The following is a 25,394-nucleotide window of genomic DNA, read 5'->3' as shown; positions in this document are numbered from 1 at the left end:
ATAATCTCTAACACAAAAAATATTTAAACAAAATGACAAAGGTAATCACCGCAGTAACAGTTGCTTTTTTTTCAATTAGCGTAATGGCTCAGGAGACTAAACCAGCAACAAAAGACAAAACCAAAAAAGAATCTTGCTGTAAAAAAGCAACAGACAAAAAAGACACAAAATCTTGCTGCGTTAAAAAATAAATTGAAATTCTATTTCAGCAAAAGACCTCGCCAAAAACGAGGTCTTTTTCTTTAGCCACCAATTTCACGAATTAGCACTAAACTTTTCCGTTTGAAATTGGTGGGAATTCGTGAAATTGGTGGCAAAAAAACTATTCTACCGTCGCAACATTTCCTGTACGTGTAAGCACTCCCCAACTTTGACTTTCTCCTTTTAAAGCTTTTCCTAAAGCTTTAAATAAAATCACATACATTAATTGTCTGTACACAAATCGTTGCGGAATCAGCCAAATTAGCTTCGTAAGTTTTTCTTTTTCAAAAATAAAAGCAACTACGCTTACTAGCATATCAACCAGCATAAAAGCAATGTAATATATCAGGATTTTATGAAGACTATCAGAATCGTTATGGTTCCAAATCAAACTCACAATAAGAACTAGATCTGCCAATGGCGCAAAAATGGGCAATACTATTTGAAAAATCAGAATATTGGGTAAAGCCACCATACCCAAACCTTTATATCTCGGATTAAAGCAAGCGTCTCTGTTTTTCCAAAAAGCCTGCATAATTCCATAACTCCAACGAAAACGCTGTTTCATAAATTCCTTCAAACTTTCGGGCGCCTCTGTAACCGCAACGGCTTCAATGCAATTTATAATATGATAGTCATTTCTTAGAATACGAATCGTCAAATCACAATCTTCGGCAAGTGTATCGGTAGTAAAACCTCCTGCTTTTTCTATGGCAATTTTTCTAAAGGCACCAATTGCACCTGGAACGACCGTGATACCATTAATCAAATCAAAAGCTCTTCGGTCAAAATTTTGTGCTGTAGTATATTCTATGCTTTGCCATCTGGTAAGCATAGTGTTTTCGTTTCCTACTTTTACATTTCCGGCAATTGCTCCAATTTCTGCATTATCTTTCAACTGCATGGTAAAGCCTTTCATTAATTGCGAAATAGCATCTTTTTTCAGTTGCGTATCAGCATCAATGCAAACTACATATTCGTTTTCGGTAAGTTTGATTCCGTAGTTCAGTGCCGAAGCTTTTCCTCCGTTTGGTTTGGTATGTATTTTTACTTTTGGATTATTCTCAAAAGCATTTTTAATCATCTCGAAAGTTTTGTCTTTTGATCCGTCATCCACAAAAACAATATCAAAATCCGAATAGTCTTGTCCTAGTAAATTTTCAATAGTTTTTACTGCATTGATTTCTTCATTATAAGCTGGAACAATAATGCTGACTTTCGGATTTCCTTCACTAGTTTTATACACTGGAGGATGTTTATGATCGTGCCATCTTTTTACAAAAGCCATTATAGCCATTAATGCAATTCTTAAAAAACCGAGGAAAATGGCAACCCAAAATGTAGCCGAAATAAAATGTCCGAACCAGTACCCAAAATCAAAAATCAAATTATCAACGCTTATAAACTGACCTTTGGCTTTAGGCATAATCTGGTCTTTTGGTTTACCAAGCAAATGTGAAACTGTTGTAAACTGAATATTTTTGTCTTTAAAATATTTAATAATTCTCGGCAAAGCGTCAACAGTAGCTTGTCTGTTTCCGCCTGCATCGTGCAACAAAATAATTCCCTTATCGGGATTTGCTTCATATTCTTTTATGGTTCTGGTGTAAATCGAATCGGCACTAACACCTTTTTCCCAATCATTTGGATCTATACTTTCTCCAACAGTATAATAATTCTGCGCTTTACTTAATGCAATTGGTCGTAACTCTGCTTCAGTTGTTGGCTCAGCATCTGCATTATAAGGTGCTCTAAAAAGCACTGTGCTTCTTCCAGTAACAGCTTCAATCAACAGTCTTGTCGTTTCCATTTCTGCAGCAGCTCTTTCTGGACTTACCAAAGCAATATTGGGGTGCGTAAAAGTATGATTGCCTATTTCGTGTCCTTCACTATATATTCTTTGCAATAAAGGAATATTGTTTTCGGCCTGAATACCAATAACAAAAAAGACAGCTGGCACTTTTTCTCTCTTTAAAATATCTAATATTTGTGGTGTGTAGGTAGGATCTGGACCATCGTCGAAAGTTAGAATAACTTGTTTATGAACATTACCAAACTTGCTGATTACATATTTAGTTGGCAGTTTTACATATTTTTGTTCTGTAATAATATCTTCATCTTTTTCGATTTCAAGATCAATTTTTCCTGGTTCAGGATCTGCAATTACATTTAATATTTCGCCATCGCCAATATATGCCGGACTTTCAATGCGAGTATTGACACGTTTCATTACTGCAAAATCAAAAGGCTTTTTAGCAATGCTTTCATTGGTCAAACTTCGATGATAATAATTCCACAAACGCTGGTCTTCGCTACCTAATCTCCATAAAGCTGTTCCTGCCAAACCATATTCATCACTAAATCTGATGGTGTTAAAATTGGTCGCAGCATCTTCAAAATCAACTTCATGCTTTTTGCCATTGCTATCTGTGTACTTAAAAAAATTATTGTAAGTGCTATTGTCAAATTTTATTGTGGCATTATATTGTTTTGCAATCGCAATTGCCTGATCGTAGGTAATGGTTTCGCCTTCTTGTTTTTCTTCCCAATCATATCCATAACCAGCAAAACAAAGAATAATTTTGTCTGACGGAACTTCTTTTGCCGTTTTATCTACTATTCTTTCAATCCATTTCTGACTGCTCACTTCCCCAGGAACGCTACTCGCATAATGCTCATCATAAGCCATTAAAAACATATAATCATTGTACTTTGCCAATTCTTTGACATTAAAATCGTCATCTCCAGCCATTATATCTTGAGAAACCAAATATCCAAGCGGGTGCAGTTTTTCATATAATTCTTTCTGAAAAGCAATTATAGGTTCGTCGCTGTTTTCTTTAAACTCTTCAAAATCGATATTAATTCCTTGCAGTTTGTATTTATCTAAAGTCTTTACAATGTCATTAATAAGCCTTGTTTTTTTTGATTTATCATGAAGAATTCGATGAATTAGATCGCCGTCAAAATCGCCTTCTCCCAATGATTCATTGATGTTATTTATTAATGGAACAATTTTCACTTTCGCTTTTTTCAACACCTTCAGGGCAGCGGTGTCTATTTCGGTTTTTAGCAAATCGGTTTTAGGATCAATAAAAAACCATTCTGGAACTACCATATTGAGTTTATCCACATTTTTTTGAAGTGAAAATAAACTCTGCGGATCCCAGTCAACCAAAAAAGCAGCTCGAACCTCAGAAGCTGTTTGGGTTACACGAGGTTGATTGGCGAGTTTCTCAACTTTTGATTTTGACCTTAGAAAATAGTCAAATCCTTTAAACTTTTTTAATTCTTTAGCCGTTAACTTTTTTGGAATAGTTGGATTTTCTAAAGTTTTCCCTGCTGTTGATTTGTTTGCTAAAAGTGGCAACTCTGGCTTTAAACCTCTTTTCAGGGTAATCAAGAAAATAGGAACCATTAAAATAAGAAGAAATAAAATAAGTCGGCTGGACCATTGAAATGTTCTCCAACGTTTTTTAGTCTCGGTTTGAAATATTTGTTTTTTTTCGTCCATATACTCTTATTCTTTTGATGAATTAACTATCTATAAAAGTAAAACCGTCAGATGAAGACAGAATGAAAACAACAAATTATTACAGTGTAAACCCAATAAAATGCAACTAAATTTACGAAAGAAAATTTTACAAAAGCCAATCCAATTCAGCAAAAAACACTGAATAACAAATAGTTGATTACAGTAAATATTTTATCTGCATAAAAAAAGCCTGTTTTTACAACAGGCTTTAAATTATATTTAAATGTCTTTTTTTATTTCACACGAATGCTCCATTCAAAATCCATCTCAGAAACTTGAACACCTTCCTCGTTTGTTCCTATGGATTTCATCCAGAACGTCTGCCCTTCTCCGGTTTCTATGGTTTTTTTAATAGCATCGGCAATTAAATGTCCGTCTTTGCAGACAAATGTAATTCTTCCTGTCGCTTTTTTTGTGAAGTTTCCTTTGTTGTTGGCCACTAACATTGAGATTTTTTTACCGCTTTGCTGAATCTGAGAAATCACCAAAGCTCCAGTTGTAAGTTCTGCCGCCATAGCTTGTACCGCAAAATACATAGAGTTAAACGGATTCTGATTGATCCATCTGTGTTTTACCGTAACAGTGCAACTGCTATCGTTTATATCTTTTACTCGTACTCCACATATGAATGCAGAAGGCAATTTGAATAAGACGAATTTATTAAGTTTTGAAACCGAAAGTGCCATAGGATATGTTTTTTATGTAAAAATACAAAAAAACTATGCACGCACAATAAATTCTTTATTTATCAGAAAGAACCCAATAAAATATGGAGTTTCGAATGATTTTCAGCAATTTAAACCATATTTTGCTATTGTTTATTTGTTAATTTTTTGTTAATATTTGGTACTATGCAAAACAAGATACTGTTTTTTAGACATATATTTGCATAAGAAATTACTATATACTTTTAATCATGGAAACAACAACACCACTCATCATGGAAAAAACATCAGAAAAGAATACAGCAGCCTTTACTCATTTGAGTACTTTGAGCCAATACATAATTCCGTTCGGGAACTATATTTTTCCGCTAATCATTTGGACGAATTATAAAGACAAATCTGAATTTGCAGATCATCACGGAAAACAGGCTTTGAATTTTCAGTTAAGCATTTTGCTTTACAGTTTAATTTTAGCACTTATTGCTATTCCGATTTTCGTTACTGTCTTTTTGCAGAATCTTCCAATAGAAGCAGTTTTTAATGACGACGATTTTGTAATTAGAAACTTTAACATTCAGGCAAACATTGGAATTTTAAGTGTCGGAATCACAGCTGTAGTCCTTTTTGGAGTTCTAAAATTTGTTGAATTCTTTTTAGTGATTTATGCTTCGATAAAAGCTTCAAACGGAGAATTGTATAAATATCCGCTTACGATTCCTTTTATAAAGAACTAAAAATTAAAAATTAAAAATTAAAAGTTGTAGTCGAATCAATCATCAATCACCCGAGCCAGAAGGGCAAACTGGCGAAGCAATCATCATCAATCAAAAAACGAATTGTTCAATCAAAAAAAAACAAAATGAAATTATGAACATTGAAAACACAAAAGCACAGATGCGCAAAGGTGTTCTTGAGTTTTGCATCTTATCGGTTCTAAAAGAAAAAGACGCATATACATCTGAAATATTAGACACTTTAAAAAACGCAAAATTACTAGTTGTAGAAGGAACCGTTTATCCGTTGTTAACTAGATTGAAAAATGACGGTTTACTAAATTATCGCTGGGAAGAATCGACCTCTGGGCCGCCACGAAAATATTATGGATTAACCGAAATAGGGCAAACTTTTTTAAACGAACTTAGCGGTACTTGGACAGAATTGTCCGATGCCGTAAATCTAATCACCAATCAAAATCAATAAGTCATGAACAAAACAGTAAATATTAACTTAGGCGGGATGTTTTTTCACATCGATGAAGATGCATACTTAAAATTGTCACGCTATTTTGACGCTATAAAACGATCACTTAACAACTCATCTGGTCAGGATGAAATTATTAAAGATATCGAAATGCGAGTTTCTGAATTATTAACAGAAAAACAAAAAAGCGAGAAACATGTTGTTGGACTGAAAGACGTTGACGAGGTGATTGCAGTAATGGGTCAGCCAGAAGATTATAGAATTGAAGACGAAGAAAATCCAAATCAGTCTTTTAATAACTACAATGCCAGAAAACACAAAAAATTATACCGTGACAAGGAAAATGGTATGATTGGGGGTGTAGCGACAGGTTTAGGACATTATTTTGGAATTGATGCCGTTTGGATTAAAATCATCTTCTTAATCTTTGTTTTTGCAGGTTTCGGAACAGGAATTTTAGCTTATTTCGTTCTTTGGATTGTAACTCCTGAAGCGATAACGACTTCTGAAAAATTGGAAATGACAGGAGAACCTGTAACAATTTCGAACATCGAAAAAAAAGTTCGAGAAGAAATAGATTCGCTTTCTGAGAAATTCAAAAATGCTGATTATGACAAAATGGGAAACCAAGTAAAGTCGGGAGCTGGGAGAATAAGTAGTTCATTTGGAGACTTTATCATGACGGTTTTTAAAATCTTTGCTAAGTTTTTAGGAGTGATTTTAATTATATCGGGAATTTCAACCTTAATCATGTTGCTAATAGGTGTTTTTACTTTGGGCACAAACATTTTCGTAGATTTCCCTTGGCAAAATTTTATTGAAGCTGGAAACTTTACAGAATATCCGCTTTGGTCATTTGGATTGCTAATGTTCTTTGCCGTTGGAATTCCGTTTTTCTTCTTAACGCTTTTAGGATTTAAATTGTTGTCTCCAAACTTAAAATCAATAGGAAATATTACAAAATATACGCTTTTGGCACTTTGGATTATTTCGATCGCGATTCTTGCAAGTATCGGTATCAAACAAGCAACCGAACTTTCATCTGATAACAAAGTAGTAGAGAAAAAAGTACTAGCAATAAAACCTACAGATACGCTGTATATTAAGTTTAGATACAATAATTATTATACAAAAAGCTTGAATCATTACAGAGAATTTGAATTTGTACAAGATTCTGCAAACAACGAATTGATTTATTCTAATGATGTACGTTTACACATATTACATACAGACGAATCGACTCCGTTTATGCAGATCGAAAAAAGTGCAAGAGGAAACTCTTTTACAAATGCAAAAAAACGTGCAGAAAAGATCAATTATAAGTTTCAAGTTGACGGAAATCATTTACTTTTGGATAATTATTTTCTGACAGATGTAAAGAATAAATTTAGAGGTCAAGAAGTTGATATCTATCTTTATCTTCCAGAAGGACAATTAGTAAAACCAGACTCTTCTGTGAGAGATTACTACAATTCAGATGATAATTTCTTTGAATTAAATTATAAAGGAGATTACAATTACAAAGTTATTGGCACTAAAGTAAAATGTTTAAATTGTCCTGCAGATGAAGACAATGACAACGATTATGAGAATGATTATGAAAACAACAATAACTATGAAAATGATTCTGAAAGCGCTAATGACACTATAAAAGAAGTTTCAGTTAAAATTAACGGAAAAGAAGTTCTGAACGGAAAAAAAACAAAAGGAAGACTAACTACTGATAAAAACGGAGTGATAATCAAAATTAACTAAACCATGATAAAAATAATCATCCATATTACGAAATTTATAATCATAACAATTACTGCTTTATTGTTTGCTTCATGCAATTTCAACTTGAATACAATTGAAGGAAGCGGTAATGTGACCACAGAAAAAAGAACCGTTAGCGGAGAATTTAAAAATATCTCTGTAAGCAATGCGATAGATTTGGTAATCGAACAGTCTGATAAAACAGAAATTACAGTTGAAGCCGATGATAATCTTCAAAAAGAAATTGTTACCAAAGTAGAAAACGGGACGCTTATTATTGAATGCAAATACAGTTCTTTCCGTAACATTACATCCAAAACGGTTACAGTAAAATTACCAGCTATTCATAAAATAGAAGCTTCGAGCGCATCAACAGTTGAAACTAAAGGACTTTTCTTAGGCGAAGATATTACTTTGGGAGTTTCTAGTGCTGCATCGATGGATCTGAAAATTGAATCTGACAGGATTTCGGCAGATGCTGGAAGCGGTGGTTCGATAGGCATTGAAGGAAAAGCATTAAACCTTAGCGCTTCTGTTTCAAGCGGCGGAAGTATTGATGCCGAGGAATTAAAAGCAAATGATGTTCGAGCAGATGCTTCTAGCGGAGGAACAGTTTCTGTATATCCAATTTTAAGTCTAAAAGCAGATGCTTCTAGCGGAGGAAATATAAACTATAGTGGTGATCCTAAGAAAATAGAAAAATCTGCATCTTCTGGAGGAAACGTGAACAAAAGCTAAACAGACAACTGTTAAATATAAACGAAATCATTCACCCAAAGTGGATGATTTTTTTATATTTGTCAAAATCAAATCTAGAATTAATGAAAAAAAGTACAGCGCTGCTCTTATTATTATTTGTTACCACTTTCACTTTTGCACAAAAAAGAGAAAAAATTAAAGGCTCTAAAATTGTAACTACGTCAGTAAAAGAAGTTGGAAGTTTTGATGCTCTTGAAGTCGATGATAACTTGGAAGTTTATTTGGAACAGGGAGAAAAAAACGAAATTAAAATTGAAGCCGACGATAACCTGCACGACATTGTAGGAATGGATTTAAGAGAAAAAACACTTAGATTATATACTAATAAAGAGTCTACTATTTTCAAGAAATTATCTGTTAAGGTTACTTACACTAAAACGCTGAATAAAGTAATCACCAAAAATGAAGCTATTGTTTATGCTATTCAAGAATTGCAGTTAGACGACATTACCATGAATTGTCTTGATTTTTCTAAATTATACTTAAACGTAAATTCAAAAAAATTCTCTCTAATTGCTGATGATAAAACCAGAACAGAACTTAACTTAAAAGCTGAAGATGGTAATTTACAGTTAAGTAAATATGCGATTGTTAAAACTTTGGTTTCTGCCATAAAATTCAAATGTGATTTGTACCAAAAAGCAACTGCTGCCATCGAAGGTATTGCGGAAAAAGCAACTATTAGGCTAGACAATAATTCTGTTTTTACTGGTACAAAATTTACATTGAAAGAGGCAAATGTGACTGCTGAAGGCTCTTCTGTTGCAAGCATTTTAGCAGAAAACACTATAGCAATTGCAGCTGGAGACAAGTCTGAAATTTCATTGCTTGGCGATCCAAAAATAGAACTTACACGCTTTAGCGAAGAAGCAAAACTGATAAAAAAGCCAGGTGCACCAAAACCAAAAGCAACGACATTGTAAACTTTGAAAACTTTGAAAACTTTTTAGGGTTTAAGATATAATGAAAAAGTCCCAATCATAACGATTGGGACTTTTATTTTATAGTATGTAAACTGTGACTGAGATTGTAAACTAAAAATTACTCTTTAGAAGCTAAATATCTTTCCGCATCCAACGCTGCCATACATCCTGTACCTGCAGCAGTAATTGCTTGACGGTATACATGATCTGCAGCATCTCCTGCAACGAATACACCTGGAACGTTTGTATTAGATGTTCCTGGAGTATTTACAATGTAACCTGTTTCGTCTAATGTAATGTAATCTTTAAAGATATCTGTATTTGGTTTGTGACCAATTGCTACGAAGAAACCAGTTGCAGGAATCACAATAGTTTCTCCTGTAGTTTTGTTTAATGCTTTAATCGCATGAACTACATTTCCATCTCCTTCTACTTCAATAGTATCGTGGTTCATTAAGATTTCGATGTTTTCTGTTTTACGAACACGCTCTTCCATAATTTTAGAAGCTCTAAATTTCTCGCTTCTTACCAACATTGTTACTTTTTTACAAAGCTTAGATAAGTAATGCGCTTCTTCGCAAGCAGAATCTCCTGCTCCAACAATCACAACATCTTGGTTTCTGTAAAAGAATCCGTCGCAAACTGCACAAGCAGAAACTCCACCACCCATATTTAAATAGTGCTGTTCTGATGGCAATCCTAAATATTTAGCCGAAGCACCTGTAGAAATAATTACAGTTTCACAGTGCAATTCGATAGAATCGTTAATCCAAACTTTATGAATATCTCCAGAAAAATCTACTTTTGTTGCCCATCCATCACGAATGTCTGCTCCAAAACGTTTTGCTTGTTCTTGCAGCTGAATCATCATTTCAGGCCCTGTTACTCCATCAACATAACCTGGAAAGTTTTCAACCTCATTAGTAGTAGTCAATTGACCACCAGGCTGCATTCCTTGATATAACACTGGATTCATGTTAGCTCTAGCCGCATAAATAGCTGCAGTATACCCCGCAGGACCAGAACCTATAATAAGGCATTTAATTTTTTCGATTGTATTTGACATAGTAATAGTTTTTTTGAGTTGCAAATGTAAACTTTATTATAAAAAATACGGACGAAAATAAATCCTAAATAACTATGTCAAAATAAGTTTTATTTATTTTCATTTTTTCCTTTTATAAACCAAATTTATTTATATCTTTGCATCCGCTTTCGGGCAGTACAGCAAAACATCTTCGGGGTGTAGCGTAGCCCGGTTATCGTGTCCCGCTCTAGGCGGGAAGACCACAGTAACGTCACTAAGCAAAGCTACGGGGTGTAGCGTAGCCCGGTTATCGCGCCTGCTTTGGGAGCAGGAGGCCGCAGGTTCGAATCCTGCCACCCCGACAAAAGCCGAACATTTCTGTTCGGCTTTTTTGTTTTTCATACATTGCCTTCCAATGATTGAAACCATTGGCTATATACTCAAAAAAAACCGAAACGAAATAAGTAGCCACGAATTCACGAATTTTCTTTTTAAATACTTTATCTAATATTATTCGAATTAATTCGAATGAATAATTGCATAGATTTGAAAAAATAATTCGTGAATTTGTGGCAAAAAAAACTCTCTTGTTATTTCTCCATACTTATATAAGAAGGATACGTTTCACGATTTGGCAAAGTAAATTCCTCATCAAAAGGCTGCGGTCCTTCTCCATTATTGTATAAAGCGACGCGTTTTACACCAGTCGCTGTGCTTCCGCCAGTACCATTTACAACATTCTGAATATTACCAGGGCCAGCAAAACGAGTAATACACATTTTTTCCAGCTTTACATTTGGACTATTTGGCACTTCAAAACCATTTTTCTTATTTACATTTCCATCTGTCCCTGTAAAAACCGCATACGAACCCATTCCTATTGTATGATGTTCGTTTACCGTATTGGCTACTTTAAAAGCCGCATAACCATCGATTCTACTACCTTGGCTACTCCAACTTGCTTGATTTGGTGCATCATACGGAGGCTCGTTTTGAAAGAAAAAAGTTCTTCCGCGTTCTCCTAACCATAAAACTTCATATTCTTGATAATGTTCTACAAATAATGCATAAAGCGTAACATCATCTCCAGTCACTAGAAGTCCGTTTTTACATCTGTCTCTGGTCCAACGTGCATTGCCTCCTTTTTGCGAACCGTGATCGGCGCGCCATAACCAGAAATGATCACCAACAACATTATTACTATTTATCTGCATAGAAACCTGAATCTGAATATTTTTTGACTGAACTCCGCCTACTCTGCAGGTAATATCACTAAGCAAAATAGGATCTGCTGCATGATCAGCTTTTGCCCCTTCGTTACCAATTCTCACCTGATAAGTCGTACTGTTGAAAGAATCCATTAAAAGTCCGGCAATGACAATTCCGTCTTTATCATCAGCATAAATACAGCCCCAAGTATTTTTTTCGGTCGGCTCAAGTGTTACAGACGCTATTCCGGCACCAAGAAGAATCGCATCTTTTCTGTTTACCTGAATGGGAGCATTTAAAGCATAATGTCCCGGAGTAAAAAATATGTTTTTACCAGCTTTCAATGCAGCGTTAATCTCTACATCGGTATCGCCTTCTTTGGCAACATACCAACTTGCCATCAAATCTTGCGTTTTTCCTTGCCCCATATCTTTTGCAGACCAAGAAACTCCAATCCTGTCTTTTTGCCAAGCGGGAACAAATACTTTGTATTCTCCGTCACTATCAATAAATAGAAAAGGCTTTTCTCTAATAATAGGAGTTGTAGAAACTGGCGAATTAGCCTCATCTGCTTGCGGAGGATTTACACAACCCTGCCAAACCATATTATAAGAACCTCCCATTGCACCAGAACCCGAAGGAAAAACAGCATTTCTGGTGTACCATTGCTGTTGTCCGCCCCAATTTGGCCTTGATGTTGTATAATGCGCATCTGCAATAAATCCGCCACTTCCCCAAAAATTGGTATCTCCTATATCCGAAATATATTTTGAAGTACTATCAATCAAGAGTCTTCGTGCGCTTGTTGATTGAGAAACCGTCCACGAGAAATCGCGCGTCACTTCTACATTTTCTACAGAACGCCAAAATGTACAAGTAGCATTGGCTCCGCCAGAAAGGTGAGGTCTTGTAAATATTGCACCTAATTTAACATCCGAAGGCACTTTGCCCAAACCTCCAATATGGGAGTAGAATCCCAATTCTATAGCATTTGCTTCTGCAGATGATGCCGAACCTGATCCGCCAAGATCGTACGTCTGGCCGTTAACATTTGGTTTAAAATAATAGGCTTGACGTTTTGTTATCCATTCCCCATTTGATCCACCTAAACCAATACTGCTGAATTGTGAATTGATTTCATTTCGAGACGTTTCTGCTTTTTCATATTTTCGATCGTAGAAATACATATTGTCTCCAAAAATCTGGTTTTCGAGCGAAATAATAATCGTAATATCGTTTCGTGTAATCTTATAATAGTTCTCATATTTATTGGCATTGGGCTTATTATCGGTAAATGCTAATTTAGATGTTGACCCAACCGATACAAAATCTGTTGCCAGACGACTTCCTCCTCGCGTAATTATATAATTCCCTGAGGAACCAAAAGCCGACCATGATAATGTGATAGCATGCTTCTTTTTATTGTAAACTATTTTGCGTTCTATTTTATTTCCCTCTAGTTTTTGGTCTGCCGAATAAGGCGATGCAAAACTGCATAAAAGCAGCCCAAACGCCAATACTATAAATAATGAGATTACTTTTTTACTCATAAGAATGTTCTTTTTGTGGTTTGATAGATTGTAATTATTGTAGTTTTAAAAAAGCCCAAAATAGCAATAATCTAGAACCTTTGCGTCCGTTTTTGGGTTCAATTTTCTTATCAAAAACACTACAAAATCCAGAAATTTTGTCTTTTTCTAACATAAATAAACCCTATCGAACGCATCCATTTTTCTTTAATAGCTTTTTTTTGCCCGCAAATAGAAAGAGAAAATGAAATGAAAAAGATCATCCTATTTATTGCCTTAGTTTTTTCTACCATTGCGATAGCACAGCAAAAAAGCATTACTGCTATTGACTCATGTGAATCAATTAAAGAAACTATTTTATTCAAAAAAAATGCGCACGCTTCTTATTATCACGATAAATTTAATGGCAGAAAAACAGCAAGTGGCAGAAGATTCAATAACGATGAACTCACTGCTGCCCATAAAAAATTTCCTTTTGGCACAATCTTAAAAGTAACAAATGAAGCAAACAAGAAATTTGCGATTGTAAAAGTTACAGACAGAGGACCTTTTGTAAAAGGACGAGAAATTGACCTTAGCAAAAGAGCTTTTATGGATATCGCTTCCAATAAAAAAAGCGGTTTGGTTTATGTAACCATCGAAATCTTAAAATAAGACTTTTTTTGACGCAAAACTAGATTCTTGCCATTTTGCAGCAAGAATGCCAAGCAAATTTCCTAGAAATCTTACTATAATTTTATTCATATCTAAAATTATTTTCTGCCAAACACCCATGAAACCCCGATTAATCAAACTTTCTTAAATGTTAACAAAATAGATTTTCAAAAACCATAAATAATTGTATTTTTACGGTTCAAAATTCAGAAAATAAATGGGCAAAATCATTGCTATTGCTAATCAAAAAGGAGGCGTTGGAAAGACTACTACATCGGTAAATCTTGCTGCCTCATTAGGTGTTTTAGAGAAAAAAGTATTGTTGATCGACGCTGATCCACAGGCCAATGCAACATCTGGTCTTGGAATTGACGTAGAAACAGTTGAAACTGGAACTTACCAAATACTTGAGCATACTGTAACACCAAAAGAAGCCGTTTTAAAATGTACAGCTCCAAATGTAGATGTGATACCTGCTCACATTGACCTTGTTGCTATCGAAATTGAATTGGTTGACAAAGAAAACCGCGAATACATGCTTAAAAAAGCATTGGAAGAAGCAAAAGAAGAATACGATTATATCATTATCGACTGTGCTCCTTCTCTTGGTTTGTTAACCTTGAATGCCTTAACAGCAGCAGATTCTGTAGTTATTCCTATTCAATGTGAATATTTTGCACTTGAAGGATTAGGAAAATTATTGAACACTATTAAGAGTATTCAAAAAATACACAACCCAGATCTTGACATTGAAGGTTTATTGCTTACCATGTACGATTCAAGATTACGTTTATCGAATCAGGTTGTAGAAGAGGTTCAAAAACACTTTAACGATATGGTTTTTGACACTGTAATTCAGCGAAATGTAAAACTAAGTGAGGCTCCGAGTTTTGGAGAAAGTATCATTAATTATGATGCAACAAGTAAAGGTGCCGTAAATTATATTCATTTAGCACAAGAAATTATAAAGAAAAACAGTAAATAGTTTTTATGACAAAAGTAATTAAAAAACAAGCCTTAGGAAGAGGATTATCTGCCTTATTAAAAGATCCTGAAAACGACATTAAATCAGTAGAAGATAAAAATGCTGATAAAGTTGTTGGAAACATCATTGAGCTTGAAATAAGTGCGATTGAAATAAATCCGTTTCAGCCTAGAAGCAATTTTAATGAAGAATCATTACGAGAATTAGCCACTTCTATTAAAGAACTTGGTGTAATTCAACCTATTACTGTTCGTAAATTAGATTTTAACAAATACCAGTTAATCTCTGGAGAGCGTCGTCTTCGTGCTTCAAAATTAGTAGGCTTAACTCATGTTCCTGCCTACATTAGAATTGCAAATGACAACGAATCGCTGGTTATGGCTTTGGTTGAAAATATTCAGCGCCATGACTTGGATCCAATTGAGATTGCTTTATCATACCAGCGTTTAATCGACGAAATTCAATTGACTCAAGAGCAAATGAGTGAAAGAGTCGGTAAAAAACGTTCGACAATTGCCAACTATTTGCGTCTTTTAAAATTAGATCCGATCATCCAAACAGGTATTCGTGACGGTTTTATTAGCATGGGACACGGTAGAGCCATTATCAACATTGAAGATTTAGACGTTCAAACTGATATTTATCAAAAAATCGTTAGCCAAAATTTATCTGTTCGCGAAACCGAAGCTTTAGTTAAAAATTATCACGAAGGCTTACAGCCAAAAGCTGATGGAAAACCTAAAGCTGATGCCGCATTCGTAATTAGAGAAACTCAGAAAAACACTTTCAACGATTATTTTGGCTCAAAAGTTGATATAAAAGTCGCTGGCAACGGAAAAGGAAAAATTACAATTCCATTTAATTCTGAAGCTGACTTTAACAGAATTATGAAATTAATAAACGGATAGTGAATAAAATTGTCCCCATTGGTCTATTGTTCTTTCTAACAGGAACCGTTTCTCTTTTTGCCCAGGTAAAAAAAGACACGGTTTTGGTCGTAAAAGACACTACTGCATTAGAAGAAATAGATCCGCTAACACCAGCAAAAGCAGCTTTTTATTCTGCTGTTCTGCCTGGTTTAGGTCAAGCATACAACAAAAAATATTGGAAAATCCCATTGGTTTACGGAGCAATCGGAACGAGTTTATATTTCTACATAGACAACAATAAAAAGTACCATGATTATCGCGATGCCTACAAACGAAGATTAGAGGGCTATCACGATGACAATTATCAATTTTTGGATGACAGCCGACTTATTGCCGGACAAAAATTCTACCAAAGAAACAGAGACCTCTCTGCTTTATTTGTTGTAGGGTTCTATGTTTTAAATATTATCGATGCCAATGTTGACGCGGCTTTAATACAGTTTAATGTAAACGAGAGGCTATCCATGCGTCCAGAAATTTATCCTGCCGATGTAACGTTTAAACCAAACGTCGGACTAACCTTTAATTATACGTTTTAATAGATTGAATTCTATTAAAAAAATCAAAAACAAATCATAATGAAAATTGCGCTTTTAGGATACGGAAAAATGGGTAAAGTAATTGAAAGAATTGCTTTAGAAAGAGGTCATGAAATAGTTTTAAAGAAAGATGAATTTAATACCTATGACGGACTTTCGACAGCCGATGTTGCCATCGATTTCAGTGTTCCATCAGCGGCAGTAAACAACATATCTGCATCTTTCAATGCCAATGTGCCTGTAGTTTCAGGAACTACTGGATGGTTAGAACATTATGATGAAATGATCGCACTTTGCAACGAGAAAAAAGGAGGATTCATCTCTAGTTCTAACTTTAGTTTAGGAGTAAATATTTTCTTCGGATTAAATGAATACCTAGCAAAGATTATGAATAAGTTCGATTCTTATAAAGTTTCGATGGAAGAAATTCACCATATCCATAAACTTGATGCTCCAAGCGGAACAGCTATTTCTTTAGCTCAAGGCGTTATTGAAAACAGCAATTACGCAGAATGGACTTTAGAAGAAGCAAAAAACAATCAAATTCATATTGAAGCAAAAAGAATTGGAGAAGTTCCTGGCACACACACCGTAACTTATGATTCTGCTATTGACAGCATCGAAATCAAACACACTGCCCATAATCGTGAAGGTTTTGCCCTAGGCGCTGTTATTGCCGCAGAATGGCTGGCAGGAAAACAGGGGATTTTCACTATGAAAGACGTACTAAATTTACAATAATCGACTAAATTCAAGACCACTAAAATCTTGAATTTGAAACTTAAAATACCATATTATGACACTTTACTCTTGGTTTGTATTTTTCTTGGCCGTTCAAATTATTCATTTTCTTGGCACATGGAAACTGTATCAGGCTGCAGGAAGAAAAAGCTGGGAAGCAGCAATTCCGGTATACAATTCTATCGTCTTAATGAAAATTATAGGACGTCCTACTTGGTGGACAATATTGCTTTTTATCCCAATTATCAACCTGATTATGTTTCCTGTTGTATGGGTAGAAACACTAAGAACATTTGGTAAAAAATCGACTTTAGATACTATTTTAGGTCTTTTTACTTTAGGTTTTTACATCTACGTGGTCAATTACACTCAGAAATTAGACTACAATAAAGACCGTAAACTAACTCCTGAAAACAAAGCTGCAGATACAGTTAGTTCCCTATTATTTGCTATCATAGTAGCAACATTAGTACATACTTATGTGGTACAACCTTACACTATTCCGACATCATCTTTGGAGAAATCTTTATTGATCGGCGATTTCTTATTTGTAAGCAAATTAAACTATGGTCCTAGAGTCCCTATGACAACTGTGGCATTACCAATGGTTCATGACTCTATTCCTTTAACTAAAACCAAATCGTATTTAAGCTGGCCGCAATTGCCATATTTCAGACTACCAGCCATCCAGAAAATAAACCGATGCGACATTGTCGTCTTCAACTGGCCCGTTGATACCGTTCACTATTTCTTTGAACCAAAAGGAAGACCAGGCGTTATCAAACCAATTGATAAAAAATCAAATTACGTAAAAAGATGCGTAGGTATTCCTGGAGATAGCTTATCAATAAAAGATGGTTATGTTTTCATAAACGGAAAAAAATTAGTTTTACCTGAAAGAGCAAAACCTCAGTATTCATATGCAGTAGCATTAGACGGAAAAACACCTATCGACTTTGAAACTATTTTCAAAGAACTAGATATTACAGATCCTGCGGGTTTTAGAACCGAAAAAAGAGACACACTTTATTTAGGTGCTTTAACAGAAGCTGGAGCAGAGAGATTCAAACACACTCCTGGAGTTACGGCGGTAATCAGAAAAGTGGATACTGGAGATAATAATGATATTTTCCCTCATATCAACAAATGGAACCAAGATAACATGGGACCGATTTATATTCCTCAAGCAGGAAAAACAGTTGCTTTAACGAATGAGTCACTTCCTTTCTACAAAGAGATTATCACCAATTACGAAGGAAACACATTAGAATTGCAAGGTTCAAAATTCATCATTAACGGAAAACCTGCCACAACATACACCTTCAAACAGAACTATTACTGGATGATGGGAGACAACCGTCACAACTCAGAAGATAGCCGTTACTGGGGTTATGTACCTGAAGACCATATCGTAGGAAAACCAGTTTTCATTTGGATGAGCTGGGACACTAACGGAAAAGGCATCAACAAAGTTCGCTGGAGCAGAGTATTTACAACCGTAGACGGTGAAGGCCAGCCACATTCTTATTTTAAATACTTCCTAATACTTCTTGCTATTTATTTCGTAGGAGATTTTATCTGGAAAAAAAGAAGAGAAAATAAAGCATAATAAAAAATAAGTTATTTTTGTTTCAGGTTTCAAGTTTCAGGTTTAAAAAACTTGAAACTTGAAACCTGAAACTTTTAAACAATATAGAGAAATGAATTCCTTAATACTTCCAACTTACTTTCCATCTATCAGTCATTTTGCTGTAATAGCGCAATCTGACAGCGTTACTTTTGAAATGGAAGATAATTTTCAGAAGCAGACTAATAGAAACAGAACCTATATCTATAGTCCAAACGGAATTCAGTTATTAAATATTCCTGTTAAGCATTCTAAAGCAACACATCAGAAGACAAAAGACATTTTGATCGAAAACGAATTTGATTGGCAGAAACAGCATTTTAAATCGCTTGAAGCCGCATATAGAAGCTCACCGTTCTTCGAGTACTTTGAAGACGATATCACTCCTATTTTCGAGAAAAAACACCAATTTTTGATGGACTTAAACTTCGAAGTTTTAGATGTTGTAACAAAATGCCTTCGAATGAAATTGGAATTTGGAAAAACTACAGAATACTTTCATGAAGTAACTGATTTTACCGATTTCAGATATTTGGCAAATGGTAAAAAAGACACTAATTCTTTTGAAAAATACACTCAGGTTTTTGACGACAAACATGGTTTTATCAATAATTTAAGTGTTTTAGATTTACTTTTTAACGAAGGTAAATTTGCAATGGATTATTTGAAGACACAGAAAATAGTGTGAGTTGTTAAATGTTAAATGTGAGCAGTGAACTGTAAAATGTATTTTTCACTTTGACTTCTCACTTTTTACTTTTCACCAATAAAATCATTCCATTGAAAGTCTTGTCATTATCGGATAATGATCTGAATTTTCGAAATCAGAGAAGCTTTCAAATTGCTTTACTTTCATTTTACTATCTGTAAAAATGTAGTCGATTCTTGCAGGATAATATCTGAATTTATACGTAGCTCCAAAACCTTCACCAGCTTCTTCAAAAGCATCTTTCAGTTTTCCTTTTATGTTTCTGTATACATACGAAAACGGACTATTATTCATGTCTCCGCAAATAATCATTGGAGTTTTGCAGTTTTTTATATGCTCTCTAAAAATTTCAGCCTGCTCCTGCTGCTGTTTGAAACCTTTGCTTATTCTAGCATAGATACGCTGTGATTTCTTTTGGTTTACATTGTCAATATCATCTGAGATCTCGCTCACATCAGGAGAAATCTTGATTGATTGCAAGTGCATATTATAAACACGAATAATATCTTTTCCGCGCTTAATATCTGCATACACGACATTGTTGTCAGATTTGGGAAAGATAATATTCCCTTGCTCGATAATAGGAAATTTAGAAAAGATTGCCTGTCCTGTTTTAATTTTCTTCCCATCAATAAAAATATAACGATGCGGATATACTTTTAAATCCAAATGCGCCGAATTGGAATATTCTTGAATACACAAGATATCCGGATCTTTTTCATCTATAAAAGCCTTAATATTTGCTGGAATATCGTCTCGGTCCAACCACTTAAAAACATTAAAAAGACGAACATTGTAACTCATTACAGAAAAATCTTTTTCGTCTTTCACATATTCTTTTGCAGAAAACTTATAAAATTTGCTGATAAACGTAATTCCCGTCAATAAAACCAAACCAGATAGAATAAGGCGTTTTTTAAACTGAATTCCCCAATAGACAAAAAATAATATGTTTGCCGCAAAAAAAGCAGGCATAAACAAAGTAAGCACCGATAAAAGCGGAAAACTTTTAGGTGCTAAAAAAGGTAAGACATAGACGCTAAATGTAAGCACAGTTAGCACTATGTTCAAAAAGAACATTATTTTATTAAACCAAGAAAGGTTTTTCATATTTTCCTCCTACAAGTTTATTTTCCAGCTTTGAATAAAAACTCTTTTTCTTCTTTTGTCAGACAATCGTATCCCGACTGACTGATTTTGTCTAAAATTTCATCAATCTGCTGCTGCGTTTTATCTTTCGTAACAATTCTTGATGTCGTTTTTTCTGTAGGTTTTTTGTAATTTTTATGAACTTTTGTAAATGGGGTCGTAGGAGATTTTCTAAAAAGATTTACAAAGAAATCTAAAGTTTTAGAAACAATAGCACTTAAATCGGTACCGCCTTGAAGCAGTTTGATATAAATAAATCCGAAGAAAGCGCCAGCAAGATGCGAAATATGTCCGCCCATATTCCCTAAGCGGAACTGCATTAGATCTAAAATTATAATAACAGCTGTAATATGCCAAAGCTTTACATTTCCGAATAGGAACAAACGAACATTCATTAGCGGAGAATAAGTCGTTGCTGCTACTAAAATGGCCATTATAGCTGCAGATGCTCCAACAATAGAGCCACTGATATTAGAAAAATAAAAACTTAACGCAAAAGCCACTCCAGCAAAAAGAGCGCTTAAAATATATAATCCTAAATATTGCTTTTGAGTAAAATAAGTTAGAAATAAAGTGCTGGCAAAATTAAGTACCATCATATTGAACAACAGATGAAAAAATCCGTCGTGAAAAAAAGCATACGTTAAAAAAGTCCAAGGTTTAAACATAAAAACCTGCGGATCTGACGACAAAGCAACCCAACTTGGAAAATTAAATAAACCATTTGAATAGTTATAGAAGAAAATAAGCGATACAATAAAACATGCTATATTCCAATACATAACACGCATGGCAATGCCTCCCAATCTATATTGTAATTTTAAATCGTCTAGAATATTCATAGAAACCCTTATGTTTTAGAATTTGTACTTTAAAGTTAAAAATTAATTCCAACGGTTGTTATTAAACTGATTTTTTTTCCAGTACCACATAATCATAAATCCGAAAAACGCACCACCAATATGGGCATAATGTGCAATTCCCGATTCGATTCCCATTAATGAACTTCCAAAAATCCCGAAAAAACCATCAAACAAAAGCATATAAATCGGCACAAAATACTTCGCTTTTATAGGAATAGGAATAAACATAATTCCCAATTCTGCATTTGGAAACATAAAAGTAAAAGCCACCAATAAGCCATAAATTGCTCCAGAAGCTCCAACTACAGTTCCAAAATACGCATTTGTAAAATGTTTAAATTCTGAAGCTGTTAAAATCTGCTGCCATCTTGTATCAATCTTTCCTTGATTTAAGATACTTAAAATATCAGCCTTCTCAAAACCGTGCCCCAATAAAATAGTAAGACTATCTTGGTAGAAGTAATAATTAACTGCAAAATTCACAAGAGCCGCTCCTAGCCCGCATGAGATATAGAAAAATAAAAATTTCCTTCCTCCCCAAAAGTGTTCTAATGTAGACCCAAAAGAATACAATGCAAACATATTGAATGCAATATGAGCAAAACCGCCATGCATAAACATGTGAGTAACAGGTTGCCAAACTTTAAATCCAGGATTTTCAGGAAAGAAAAGGGCTAGATATTCATAAGATACTGGCACTAACTGAGCACCAATAAAGAATATTATATTTATTATTAGTAGTTGTTTAACTACTGGTGTGATATTCATCATACAGCAAACTTTTTATCTATATCTTCAACACGCATCGTGATGAAAGTAGGTTTTTGAAAAGGTGAAATGTTCGGATCTTTGCAAGCAAACAAACCGTTCACTAAATTATCTTGTTCTTTTTCGGTTAAATAAGATCCTGTTTTAACCGCTAAACTTTTGGCCATTGACTTGGCAATGGTATCGTTCTGACTGTAACTGCTTGCAGGAATTCCGTCTTGCAAATCGCTCAATAATTGCTCTATAACCAGCGGAACTTCACTTTCTGTAATATTTACTGGAATTCCAGAAATTACAATGTGATCGGTTTTGCTTTCATCAAAAACAAATCCTGTTGTGGCTAGAGAAGGCTTTAATTCTTCGATCAATTCCATTTCGGATGCCGAATAAAATAAATCGAGAGGAAAAAGCAACTGTTGGCTCGCCGCTTGATTGACTGTCATATTCAGCAAAAATTGTTCGTACAAAATACGCTGATGCGCACGCTGCTGATCCACAATAATCATTCCTGATTTTATTGGAGATACAATATATTTTTTATGAATTTGATACGTCTTCTGAGTGGCCTGTTCTACTTCCTCATCATTAAACAAAGAAGAAGTTACTTCTTCGTTTTCGAATGTAAAAGGCGAACTTTCTATACTTTCAGGATTTTCGACATCTAAACCAACATATAAACTTTCCCAGCTTGCTGTTGGCTCTACTTTTTTAGAATAACCTGAATACGAAGATCCAGAATATCCAGAAGATGAAGACGATGATCCTGACGAAGACGAAAAAGAAGAACCCGAACTATATCCTGACGATCCCGAAGCAGCTTTACTATAATGCTGATTGGTTTTATCATCAGTAAACGGATTAAAAGTTCCATCTACTTGGATCGTTGGCACCTCTGCTTCAACATCTTTATAATGATATGGCGTATCTAAATTGGCATCTCTGTCAAAATCTAAAACAGGTGCAACATTAAATTGCCCTAAACTATGCTTGATAGACGCTCTTAAAATAGCATACAACGCTTGTTCGTCATCAAATTTAATTTCCGTTTTAGTCGGATGTATATTAATGTCAATTGTATTTGGCGGAACTTGCAAGTACAAGAAATAGCTTGGCTGAGAACCATCTTTCAACAATCCATCGTATGCAGACATTACGGCATGATGCAAGAAACTGCTTTTTATAAATCGATCGTTTACAAAAAAGAACTGCTCTCCTCTATTTTTCTTAGCAAATTCAGGTTTGCATACAAACCCCTGAACATTTATAATTTCGGTATCTTCGTTTACTGGAACTAATTTTTCATTTGTTTTTCCAGACATAATGCCTACAATTCGCTGGCGATATCCTGACGCTGGAAGATTATACATCTCACTTCCGTTATGGTAAAAACTAAAATGAATATTAGGATGCGCCAATGCCACACGCTGAAATTCATCCATCACATGACGAAATTCAACCGTATCTGATTTTAAGAAATTACGGCGAGCAGGAATATTAAAAAACAGGTTTTTAACCGCAAACGAAGTTCCTTTTGGCAAAACAGCGACTTCTTGCGAAATAAATTTACTTCCCTCAATTACAATATGCGTACCTAATTCGTCCTGATCTTGTTTGGTTTTCATTTCCATGTGCGCAATTGCGGCAATAGAAGCCAAAGCCTCACCACGAAAACCTTTTGTACCTAAAGAAAATAAATCTTCAGCCTGACGGATTTTGGAAGTTGCATGGCGGGCAAAACACAGGCGTGCATCGGTAACAGTCATTCCAACACCATTATCAATAACTTGCACTAGCGATTTACCAGCATCTTTTATAATTAATTTGATATCAGTTGCTTTGGCATCAACCGCATTTTCTAACAATTCTTTTACAACTGAAGCTGGTCTTTGAACCACTTCTCCAGCAGCAATTTGGTTAGCAACGTGATCAGGAAGCAATTGAATAATACTCGACATTAAGCAAAAATAATTTTAAAGTTTAGATTAGATTTTAATAAACCAAGAAGTACAAATTTAGTGAATTTTGATTGGCTTTTAGAATAAGAACAATCATAAAAAAAACAAAAAACCTATACCATTGTGACACAGTATAGGTTTTAACATTTTAAAAACAAATGTGTTTTATTCGTTCTCTATTTTTTTTGGCGAATCTTCAATTTGAAGCGCTCCCGAAGTTAATAATGGCTGATTAAAAACGTGAGCTATTGAAGCTTGCTGACGAATGTATGCCATTTTGATTGCCGCAATTGCAGCTTCCGTTCCTTTATTTCCGTGAACTCCTCCACTTCTGTCAATTGACTGCTGCATATTATTATCTGTTAAAACGCAGAAAATAACCGGAATATCAGTTTGAACATTCAAATCTTTAATTCCTTGTGTAACACCTTCGCAAACAAAATCAAAATGCTTAGTTTCTCCTTGAATTACGCATCCAATTACGATAACCGCATCAACGTTTTGTGTCTGAAGCATTTTTTTTGCTCCGTAGATCAACTCAAAACTTCCAGGAACATTCCATCGGATAATTTGTTGAGCAGGAACATCACAATCAATTAAAGCATCAAAAGCACCATTATAAAGTCCTTCTGTTATAGTATCATTCCATTCAGAAACAACAATCCCAAATCGAAAGTCTTTCGCATTTGGGATTGTGTTTTTATCGTATTCTGATAGATTTTTATTTTCAGTAGCCATCTGTATTATTTTAGATTTTTTATTTTAGAATTTAGATTCTTTAATACAAATCTACAATCTAAAATCTAAAGTCTAAAATTTTTATTGTGCTAATCCGATCAAAGCATCAACAGATGCTGCTTCTGGAGTACTGTCGTAGTTATCTTTAATATCATTAAAGTATTTCAAAGCATCTTCTTTTTGCCCTAAAGCCAAAGCCGTTTTTCCAGCTTTTAATAAGAAACGAGGCGTTGTAAAATCGTTTTTGTTAGACTCAGCAGCTTTTACATAAAAATCTAAAGCTTCTTTTTGCTGATTTTTTTGAGAATAAGCATCTCCTGTAGCACCTTTTGCTAAAGCGCTTAAGATTACATCTTCTGATTTGAATTCACCTAAATATTTAATTGCCTCATCAAATTTACCAGTATTTAAGTAAGCGATACCAGCATAGTAGTTTGCAAGATTTCCAGCATCTGTTCCAGAATATTCATCAGCGATTTTGATAAATCCGAATTTACCTTCTGAACCGTTTAATGATAATTTGAATAATGAATCGCTAGAAACACCGTTTACTGCTTTTTCGAAGTTTTGCTGTGCAACAAACATTTCACTTGCAGCTTCTTCTTGTTTAGGAGTTGCAATAAATTTTTGGTAAGCCAAATATCCAATTGTAGCAACTGCGATACCTGCAACTAAACCAATAATGATTTTTTGATTTTTAGCCACCCAATCCTCAGTTCTTGAAGCTGTTTCATCTAATTTTGAGAAAACTCCAGCAGTTGTACTGTCTTTTTCATCAATAATTACTTGTTGCTCTTCAGTAACCACCTCTTTTACTTCCTTTTCTTTTGGTGTCTTATATCCTCTTTTATTGTAAGTTGCCATTTAAAATTTATTTAGTGAACGGCAAAAATAAAATTTTTATTGAAAATGACGTAAAAAAATTCAATTTTAT

The 25,394-nt window shown here is 34.5% G+C and carries 23 protein-coding genes and 1 tRNA gene; 14 read left to right on the top strand and 10 right to left on the bottom strand.

What is annotated here, in order from left to right:
- The first annotated feature begins 32 nt into the window (after window positions 1-32).
- The gene (locus tag J7574_RS18295; protein WP_290971969.1) at window positions 33-191 is read left to right on the top strand and encodes a hypothetical protein; all 159 of its coding nucleotides are present in this window, start codon (window positions 33-35) and stop codon (window positions 189-191) included.
- Window positions 192-322: 131 nt separating this feature from the next.
- On the opposite strand, the gene J7574_RS18290 is transcribed toward J7574_RS18295, so the two are convergent.
- The gene (locus J7574_RS18290) at window positions 323-3,715 is read right to left on the bottom strand and encodes a polysaccharide deacetylase family protein (protein WP_290971966.1); all 3,393 of its coding nucleotides are present in this window, start codon (window positions 3,713-3,715) and stop codon (window positions 323-325) included.
- Between the two features lie 254 nt (window positions 3,716-3,969).
- Window positions 3,970-4,422: a DUF4442 domain-containing protein gene (locus tag J7574_RS18285; RefSeq protein WP_290971964.1), complete on the bottom strand. Its 453-nt coding sequence runs from the start codon at window positions 4,420-4,422 to the stop codon at window positions 3,970-3,972.
- A gap of 230 nt (window positions 4,423-4,652) precedes the next feature.
- Between J7574_RS18285 and J7574_RS18280 the strand changes: the two genes are divergently transcribed.
- The 5 genes from J7574_RS18280 to J7574_RS18260 all read left to right on the top strand — a co-directional run bounded on the left by J7574_RS18280 (window position 4,653) and on the right by J7574_RS18260 (window position 9,038).
- Window positions 4,653-5,135 (top strand): DUF4870 domain-containing protein, encoded by a 483-nt coding sequence (locus J7574_RS18280; RefSeq protein WP_290971961.1) that lies wholly within the window; start codon window positions 4,653-4,655, stop codon window positions 5,133-5,135.
- Between the two features lie 133 nt (window positions 5,136-5,268).
- On the top strand, window positions 5,269-5,601 hold the full coding sequence (locus J7574_RS18275) for a PadR family transcriptional regulator (RefSeq protein WP_008464689.1): 333 nt from the start codon (window positions 5,269-5,271) through the stop codon (window positions 5,599-5,601).
- 3 nt (window positions 5,602-5,604) lie between these two features.
- On the top strand, window positions 5,605-7,356 hold the full coding sequence (locus J7574_RS18270; protein ID WP_290971944.1) for a PspC domain-containing protein: 1,752 nt from the start codon (window positions 5,605-5,607) through the stop codon (window positions 7,354-7,356).
- Window positions 7,357-7,359: 3 nt separating this feature from the next.
- A complete protein-coding gene (locus J7574_RS18265) occupies window positions 7,360-8,094 on the top strand; it encodes a head GIN domain-containing protein (RefSeq protein WP_290971941.1) in 735 nt (244 codons plus the stop codon).
- An 83-nt stretch (window positions 8,095-8,177) separates the two neighbouring features.
- Window positions 8,178-9,038, top strand: a complete 861-nt coding sequence (locus tag J7574_RS18260) for a DUF2807 domain-containing protein (protein WP_290971938.1) — start codon at window positions 8,178-8,180, stop codon at window positions 9,036-9,038.
- Between the two features lie 118 nt (window positions 9,039-9,156).
- Here the strand turns inward: J7574_RS18260 and trxB are convergent, their stop codons facing one another.
- On the bottom strand, window positions 9,157-10,104 hold the full coding sequence (gene trxB, locus J7574_RS18255; RefSeq protein ID WP_290971935.1) for a thioredoxin-disulfide reductase: 948 nt from the start codon (window positions 10,102-10,104) through the stop codon (window positions 9,157-9,159).
- A gap of 248 nt (window positions 10,105-10,352) precedes the next feature.
- On the opposite strand from trxB, the gene J7574_RS18250 reads away from it, so the two are divergent.
- Window positions 10,353-10,427 (top strand) — tRNA-Pro (locus J7574_RS18250).
- Window positions 10,428-10,655: 228 nt separating this feature from the next.
- On the opposite strand, the gene J7574_RS18245 is transcribed toward J7574_RS18250, so the two are convergent.
- Window positions 10,656-12,824 (bottom strand): hypothetical protein, encoded by a 2,169-nt coding sequence (locus J7574_RS18245; protein WP_290971932.1) that lies wholly within the window; start codon window positions 12,822-12,824, stop codon window positions 10,656-10,658.
- 228 nt (window positions 12,825-13,052) lie between these two features.
- On the opposite strand from J7574_RS18245, the gene J7574_RS18240 reads away from it, so the two are divergent.
- The 7 genes from J7574_RS18240 to J7574_RS18210 all read left to right on the top strand — a co-directional run bounded on the left by J7574_RS18240 (window position 13,053) and on the right by J7574_RS18210 (window position 18,966).
- The gene (locus tag J7574_RS18240) at window positions 13,053-13,457 is read left to right on the top strand and encodes a septal ring lytic transglycosylase RlpA family protein (protein ID WP_290971929.1); all 405 of its coding nucleotides are present in this window, start codon (window positions 13,053-13,055) and stop codon (window positions 13,455-13,457) included.
- A gap of 217 nt (window positions 13,458-13,674) precedes the next feature.
- Window positions 13,675-14,442, top strand: coding sequence for a ParA family protein (locus J7574_RS18235; RefSeq protein WP_008464569.1), 768 nt, complete (start codon window positions 13,675-13,677; stop codon window positions 14,440-14,442).
- A gap of 5 nt (window positions 14,443-14,447) precedes the next feature.
- The gene (locus J7574_RS18230) at window positions 14,448-15,350 is read left to right on the top strand and encodes a ParB/RepB/Spo0J family partition protein (RefSeq protein WP_290971923.1); all 903 of its coding nucleotides are present in this window, start codon (window positions 14,448-14,450) and stop codon (window positions 15,348-15,350) included.
- Window positions 15,350-15,910 (top strand): DUF5683 domain-containing protein, encoded by a 561-nt coding sequence (locus tag J7574_RS18225; protein WP_290971919.1) that lies wholly within the window; start codon window positions 15,350-15,352, stop codon window positions 15,908-15,910. Before J7574_RS18230 ends, J7574_RS18225 begins: the two co-directional genes overlap by 1 nt.
- Before the next feature lie 39 nt (window positions 15,911-15,949).
- Window positions 15,950-16,651: a 4-hydroxy-tetrahydrodipicolinate reductase gene (gene dapB, locus J7574_RS18220; protein WP_290971916.1), complete on the top strand. Its 702-nt coding sequence runs from the start codon at window positions 15,950-15,952 to the stop codon at window positions 16,649-16,651.
- A gap of 55 nt (window positions 16,652-16,706) precedes the next feature.
- Complete coding sequence (lepB, locus tag J7574_RS18215) at window positions 16,707-18,260, top strand: signal peptidase I (RefSeq protein WP_290971913.1); 1,554 nt, start codon at window positions 16,707-16,709, stop codon at window positions 18,258-18,260.
- Window positions 18,261-18,351: 91 nt separating this feature from the next.
- Window positions 18,352-18,966: a WbqC family protein gene (locus J7574_RS18210; RefSeq protein ID WP_290971910.1), complete on the top strand. Its 615-nt coding sequence runs from the start codon at window positions 18,352-18,354 to the stop codon at window positions 18,964-18,966.
- Between the two features lie 84 nt (window positions 18,967-19,050).
- Here the strand turns inward: J7574_RS18210 and J7574_RS18205 are convergent, their stop codons facing one another.
- The 6 genes from J7574_RS18205 to J7574_RS18180 form a co-directional block, all read right to left on the bottom strand.
- Complete coding sequence (locus J7574_RS18205) at window positions 19,051-20,097, bottom strand: endonuclease/exonuclease/phosphatase family protein (RefSeq protein ID WP_290971907.1); 1,047 nt, start codon at window positions 20,095-20,097, stop codon at window positions 19,051-19,053.
- 17 nt (window positions 20,098-20,114) lie between these two features.
- Complete coding sequence (locus tag J7574_RS18200) at window positions 20,115-20,978, bottom strand: rhomboid family intramembrane serine protease (protein WP_290971904.1); 864 nt, start codon at window positions 20,976-20,978, stop codon at window positions 20,115-20,117.
- Window positions 20,979-21,020: 42 nt separating this feature from the next.
- Entirely contained in the window at window positions 21,021-21,770 is a 750-nt protein-coding gene (locus J7574_RS18195; protein ID WP_290971901.1) for a rhomboid family intramembrane serine protease, read from the bottom strand.
- Window positions 21,767-23,722, bottom strand: a complete 1,956-nt coding sequence (gene mutL, locus J7574_RS18190) for a DNA mismatch repair endonuclease MutL (protein WP_290971898.1) — start codon at window positions 23,720-23,722, stop codon at window positions 21,767-21,769. Before mutL ends, J7574_RS18195 begins: the two co-directional genes overlap by 4 nt.
- Window positions 23,723-23,887: 165 nt before the next feature.
- Window positions 23,888-24,460: a 6,7-dimethyl-8-ribityllumazine synthase gene (ribH, locus tag J7574_RS18185; protein WP_290971894.1), complete on the bottom strand. Its 573-nt coding sequence runs from the start codon at window positions 24,458-24,460 to the stop codon at window positions 23,888-23,890.
- Window positions 24,461-24,541: 81 nt separating this feature from the next.
- Window positions 24,542-25,324 (bottom strand): tetratricopeptide repeat protein, encoded by a 783-nt coding sequence (locus J7574_RS18180; protein WP_202005920.1) that lies wholly within the window; start codon window positions 25,322-25,324, stop codon window positions 24,542-24,544.
- Window positions 25,325-25,394: the final 70 nt, after the last annotated feature.

The sequence above is a fragment of the Flavobacterium sp. genome, assembly GCF_017744675.1.
GTDB lineage: Bacteria > Bacteroidota > Bacteroidia > Flavobacteriales > Flavobacteriaceae > Flavobacterium.
Note: the sequence above shows the minus strand (reverse complement) of the source record. Positions and strands in the feature narration are given on the sequence as shown.

Coding starts and splice junctions, on each gene's coding strand:
- J7574_RS18295 (WP_290971969.1), top strand. CDS start 33: ATGACAAAGGTAATCACCGCAGTAACAGTTGCTTTTTTTTCAATTAGC.
- J7574_RS18290 (WP_290971966.1), bottom strand. CDS start 3,715: ATGGACGAAAAAAAACAAATATTTCAAACCGAGACTAAAAAACGTTGG.
- J7574_RS18285 (WP_290971964.1), bottom strand. CDS start 4,422: ATGGCACTTTCGGTTTCAAAACTTAATAAATTCGTCTTATTCAAATTG.
- J7574_RS18280 (WP_290971961.1), top strand. CDS start 4,653: ATGGAAACAACAACACCACTCATCATGGAAAAAACATCAGAAAAGAAT.
- J7574_RS18275 (WP_008464689.1), top strand. CDS start 5,269: ATGAACATTGAAAACACAAAAGCACAGATGCGCAAAGGTGTTCTTGAG.
- J7574_RS18270 (WP_290971944.1), top strand. CDS start 5,605: ATGAACAAAACAGTAAATATTAACTTAGGCGGGATGTTTTTTCACATC.
- J7574_RS18265 (WP_290971941.1), top strand. CDS start 7,360: ATGATAAAAATAATCATCCATATTACGAAATTTATAATCATAACAATT.
- J7574_RS18260 (WP_290971938.1), top strand. CDS start 8,178: ATGAAAAAAAGTACAGCGCTGCTCTTATTATTATTTGTTACCACTTTC.
- trxB (WP_290971935.1), bottom strand. CDS start 10,104: ATGTCAAATACAATCGAAAAAATTAAATGCCTTATTATAGGTTCTGGT.
- J7574_RS18245 (WP_290971932.1), bottom strand. CDS start 12,824: ATGAGTAAAAAAGTAATCTCATTATTTATAGTATTGGCGTTTGGGCTG.
- J7574_RS18240 (WP_290971929.1), top strand. CDS start 13,053: ATGAAAAAGATCATCCTATTTATTGCCTTAGTTTTTTCTACCATTGCG.
- J7574_RS18235 (WP_008464569.1), top strand. CDS start 13,675: ATGGGCAAAATCATTGCTATTGCTAATCAAAAAGGAGGCGTTGGAAAG.
- J7574_RS18230 (WP_290971923.1), top strand. CDS start 14,448: ATGACAAAAGTAATTAAAAAACAAGCCTTAGGAAGAGGATTATCTGCC.
- dapB (WP_290971916.1), top strand. CDS start 15,950: ATGAAAATTGCGCTTTTAGGATACGGAAAAATGGGTAAAGTAATTGAA.
- lepB (WP_290971913.1), top strand. CDS start 16,707: ATGACACTTTACTCTTGGTTTGTATTTTTCTTGGCCGTTCAAATTATT.
- J7574_RS18210 (WP_290971910.1), top strand. CDS start 18,352: ATGAATTCCTTAATACTTCCAACTTACTTTCCATCTATCAGTCATTTT.
- J7574_RS18205 (WP_290971907.1), bottom strand. CDS start 20,097: ATGAAAAACCTTTCTTGGTTTAATAAAATAATGTTCTTTTTGAACATA.
- J7574_RS18200 (WP_290971904.1), bottom strand. CDS start 20,978: ATGAATATTCTAGACGATTTAAAATTACAATATAGATTGGGAGGCATT.
- J7574_RS18195 (WP_290971901.1), bottom strand. CDS start 21,770: ATGATGAATATCACACCAGTAGTTAAACAACTACTAATAATAAATATA.
- mutL (WP_290971898.1), bottom strand. CDS start 23,722: ATGTCGAGTATTATTCAATTGCTTCCTGATCACGTTGCTAACCAAATT.
- ribH (WP_290971894.1), bottom strand. CDS start 24,460: ATGGCTACTGAAAATAAAAATCTATCAGAATACGATAAAAACACAATC.
- J7574_RS18180 (WP_202005920.1), bottom strand. CDS start 25,324: ATGGCAACTTACAATAAAAGAGGATATAAGACACCAAAAGAAAAGGAA.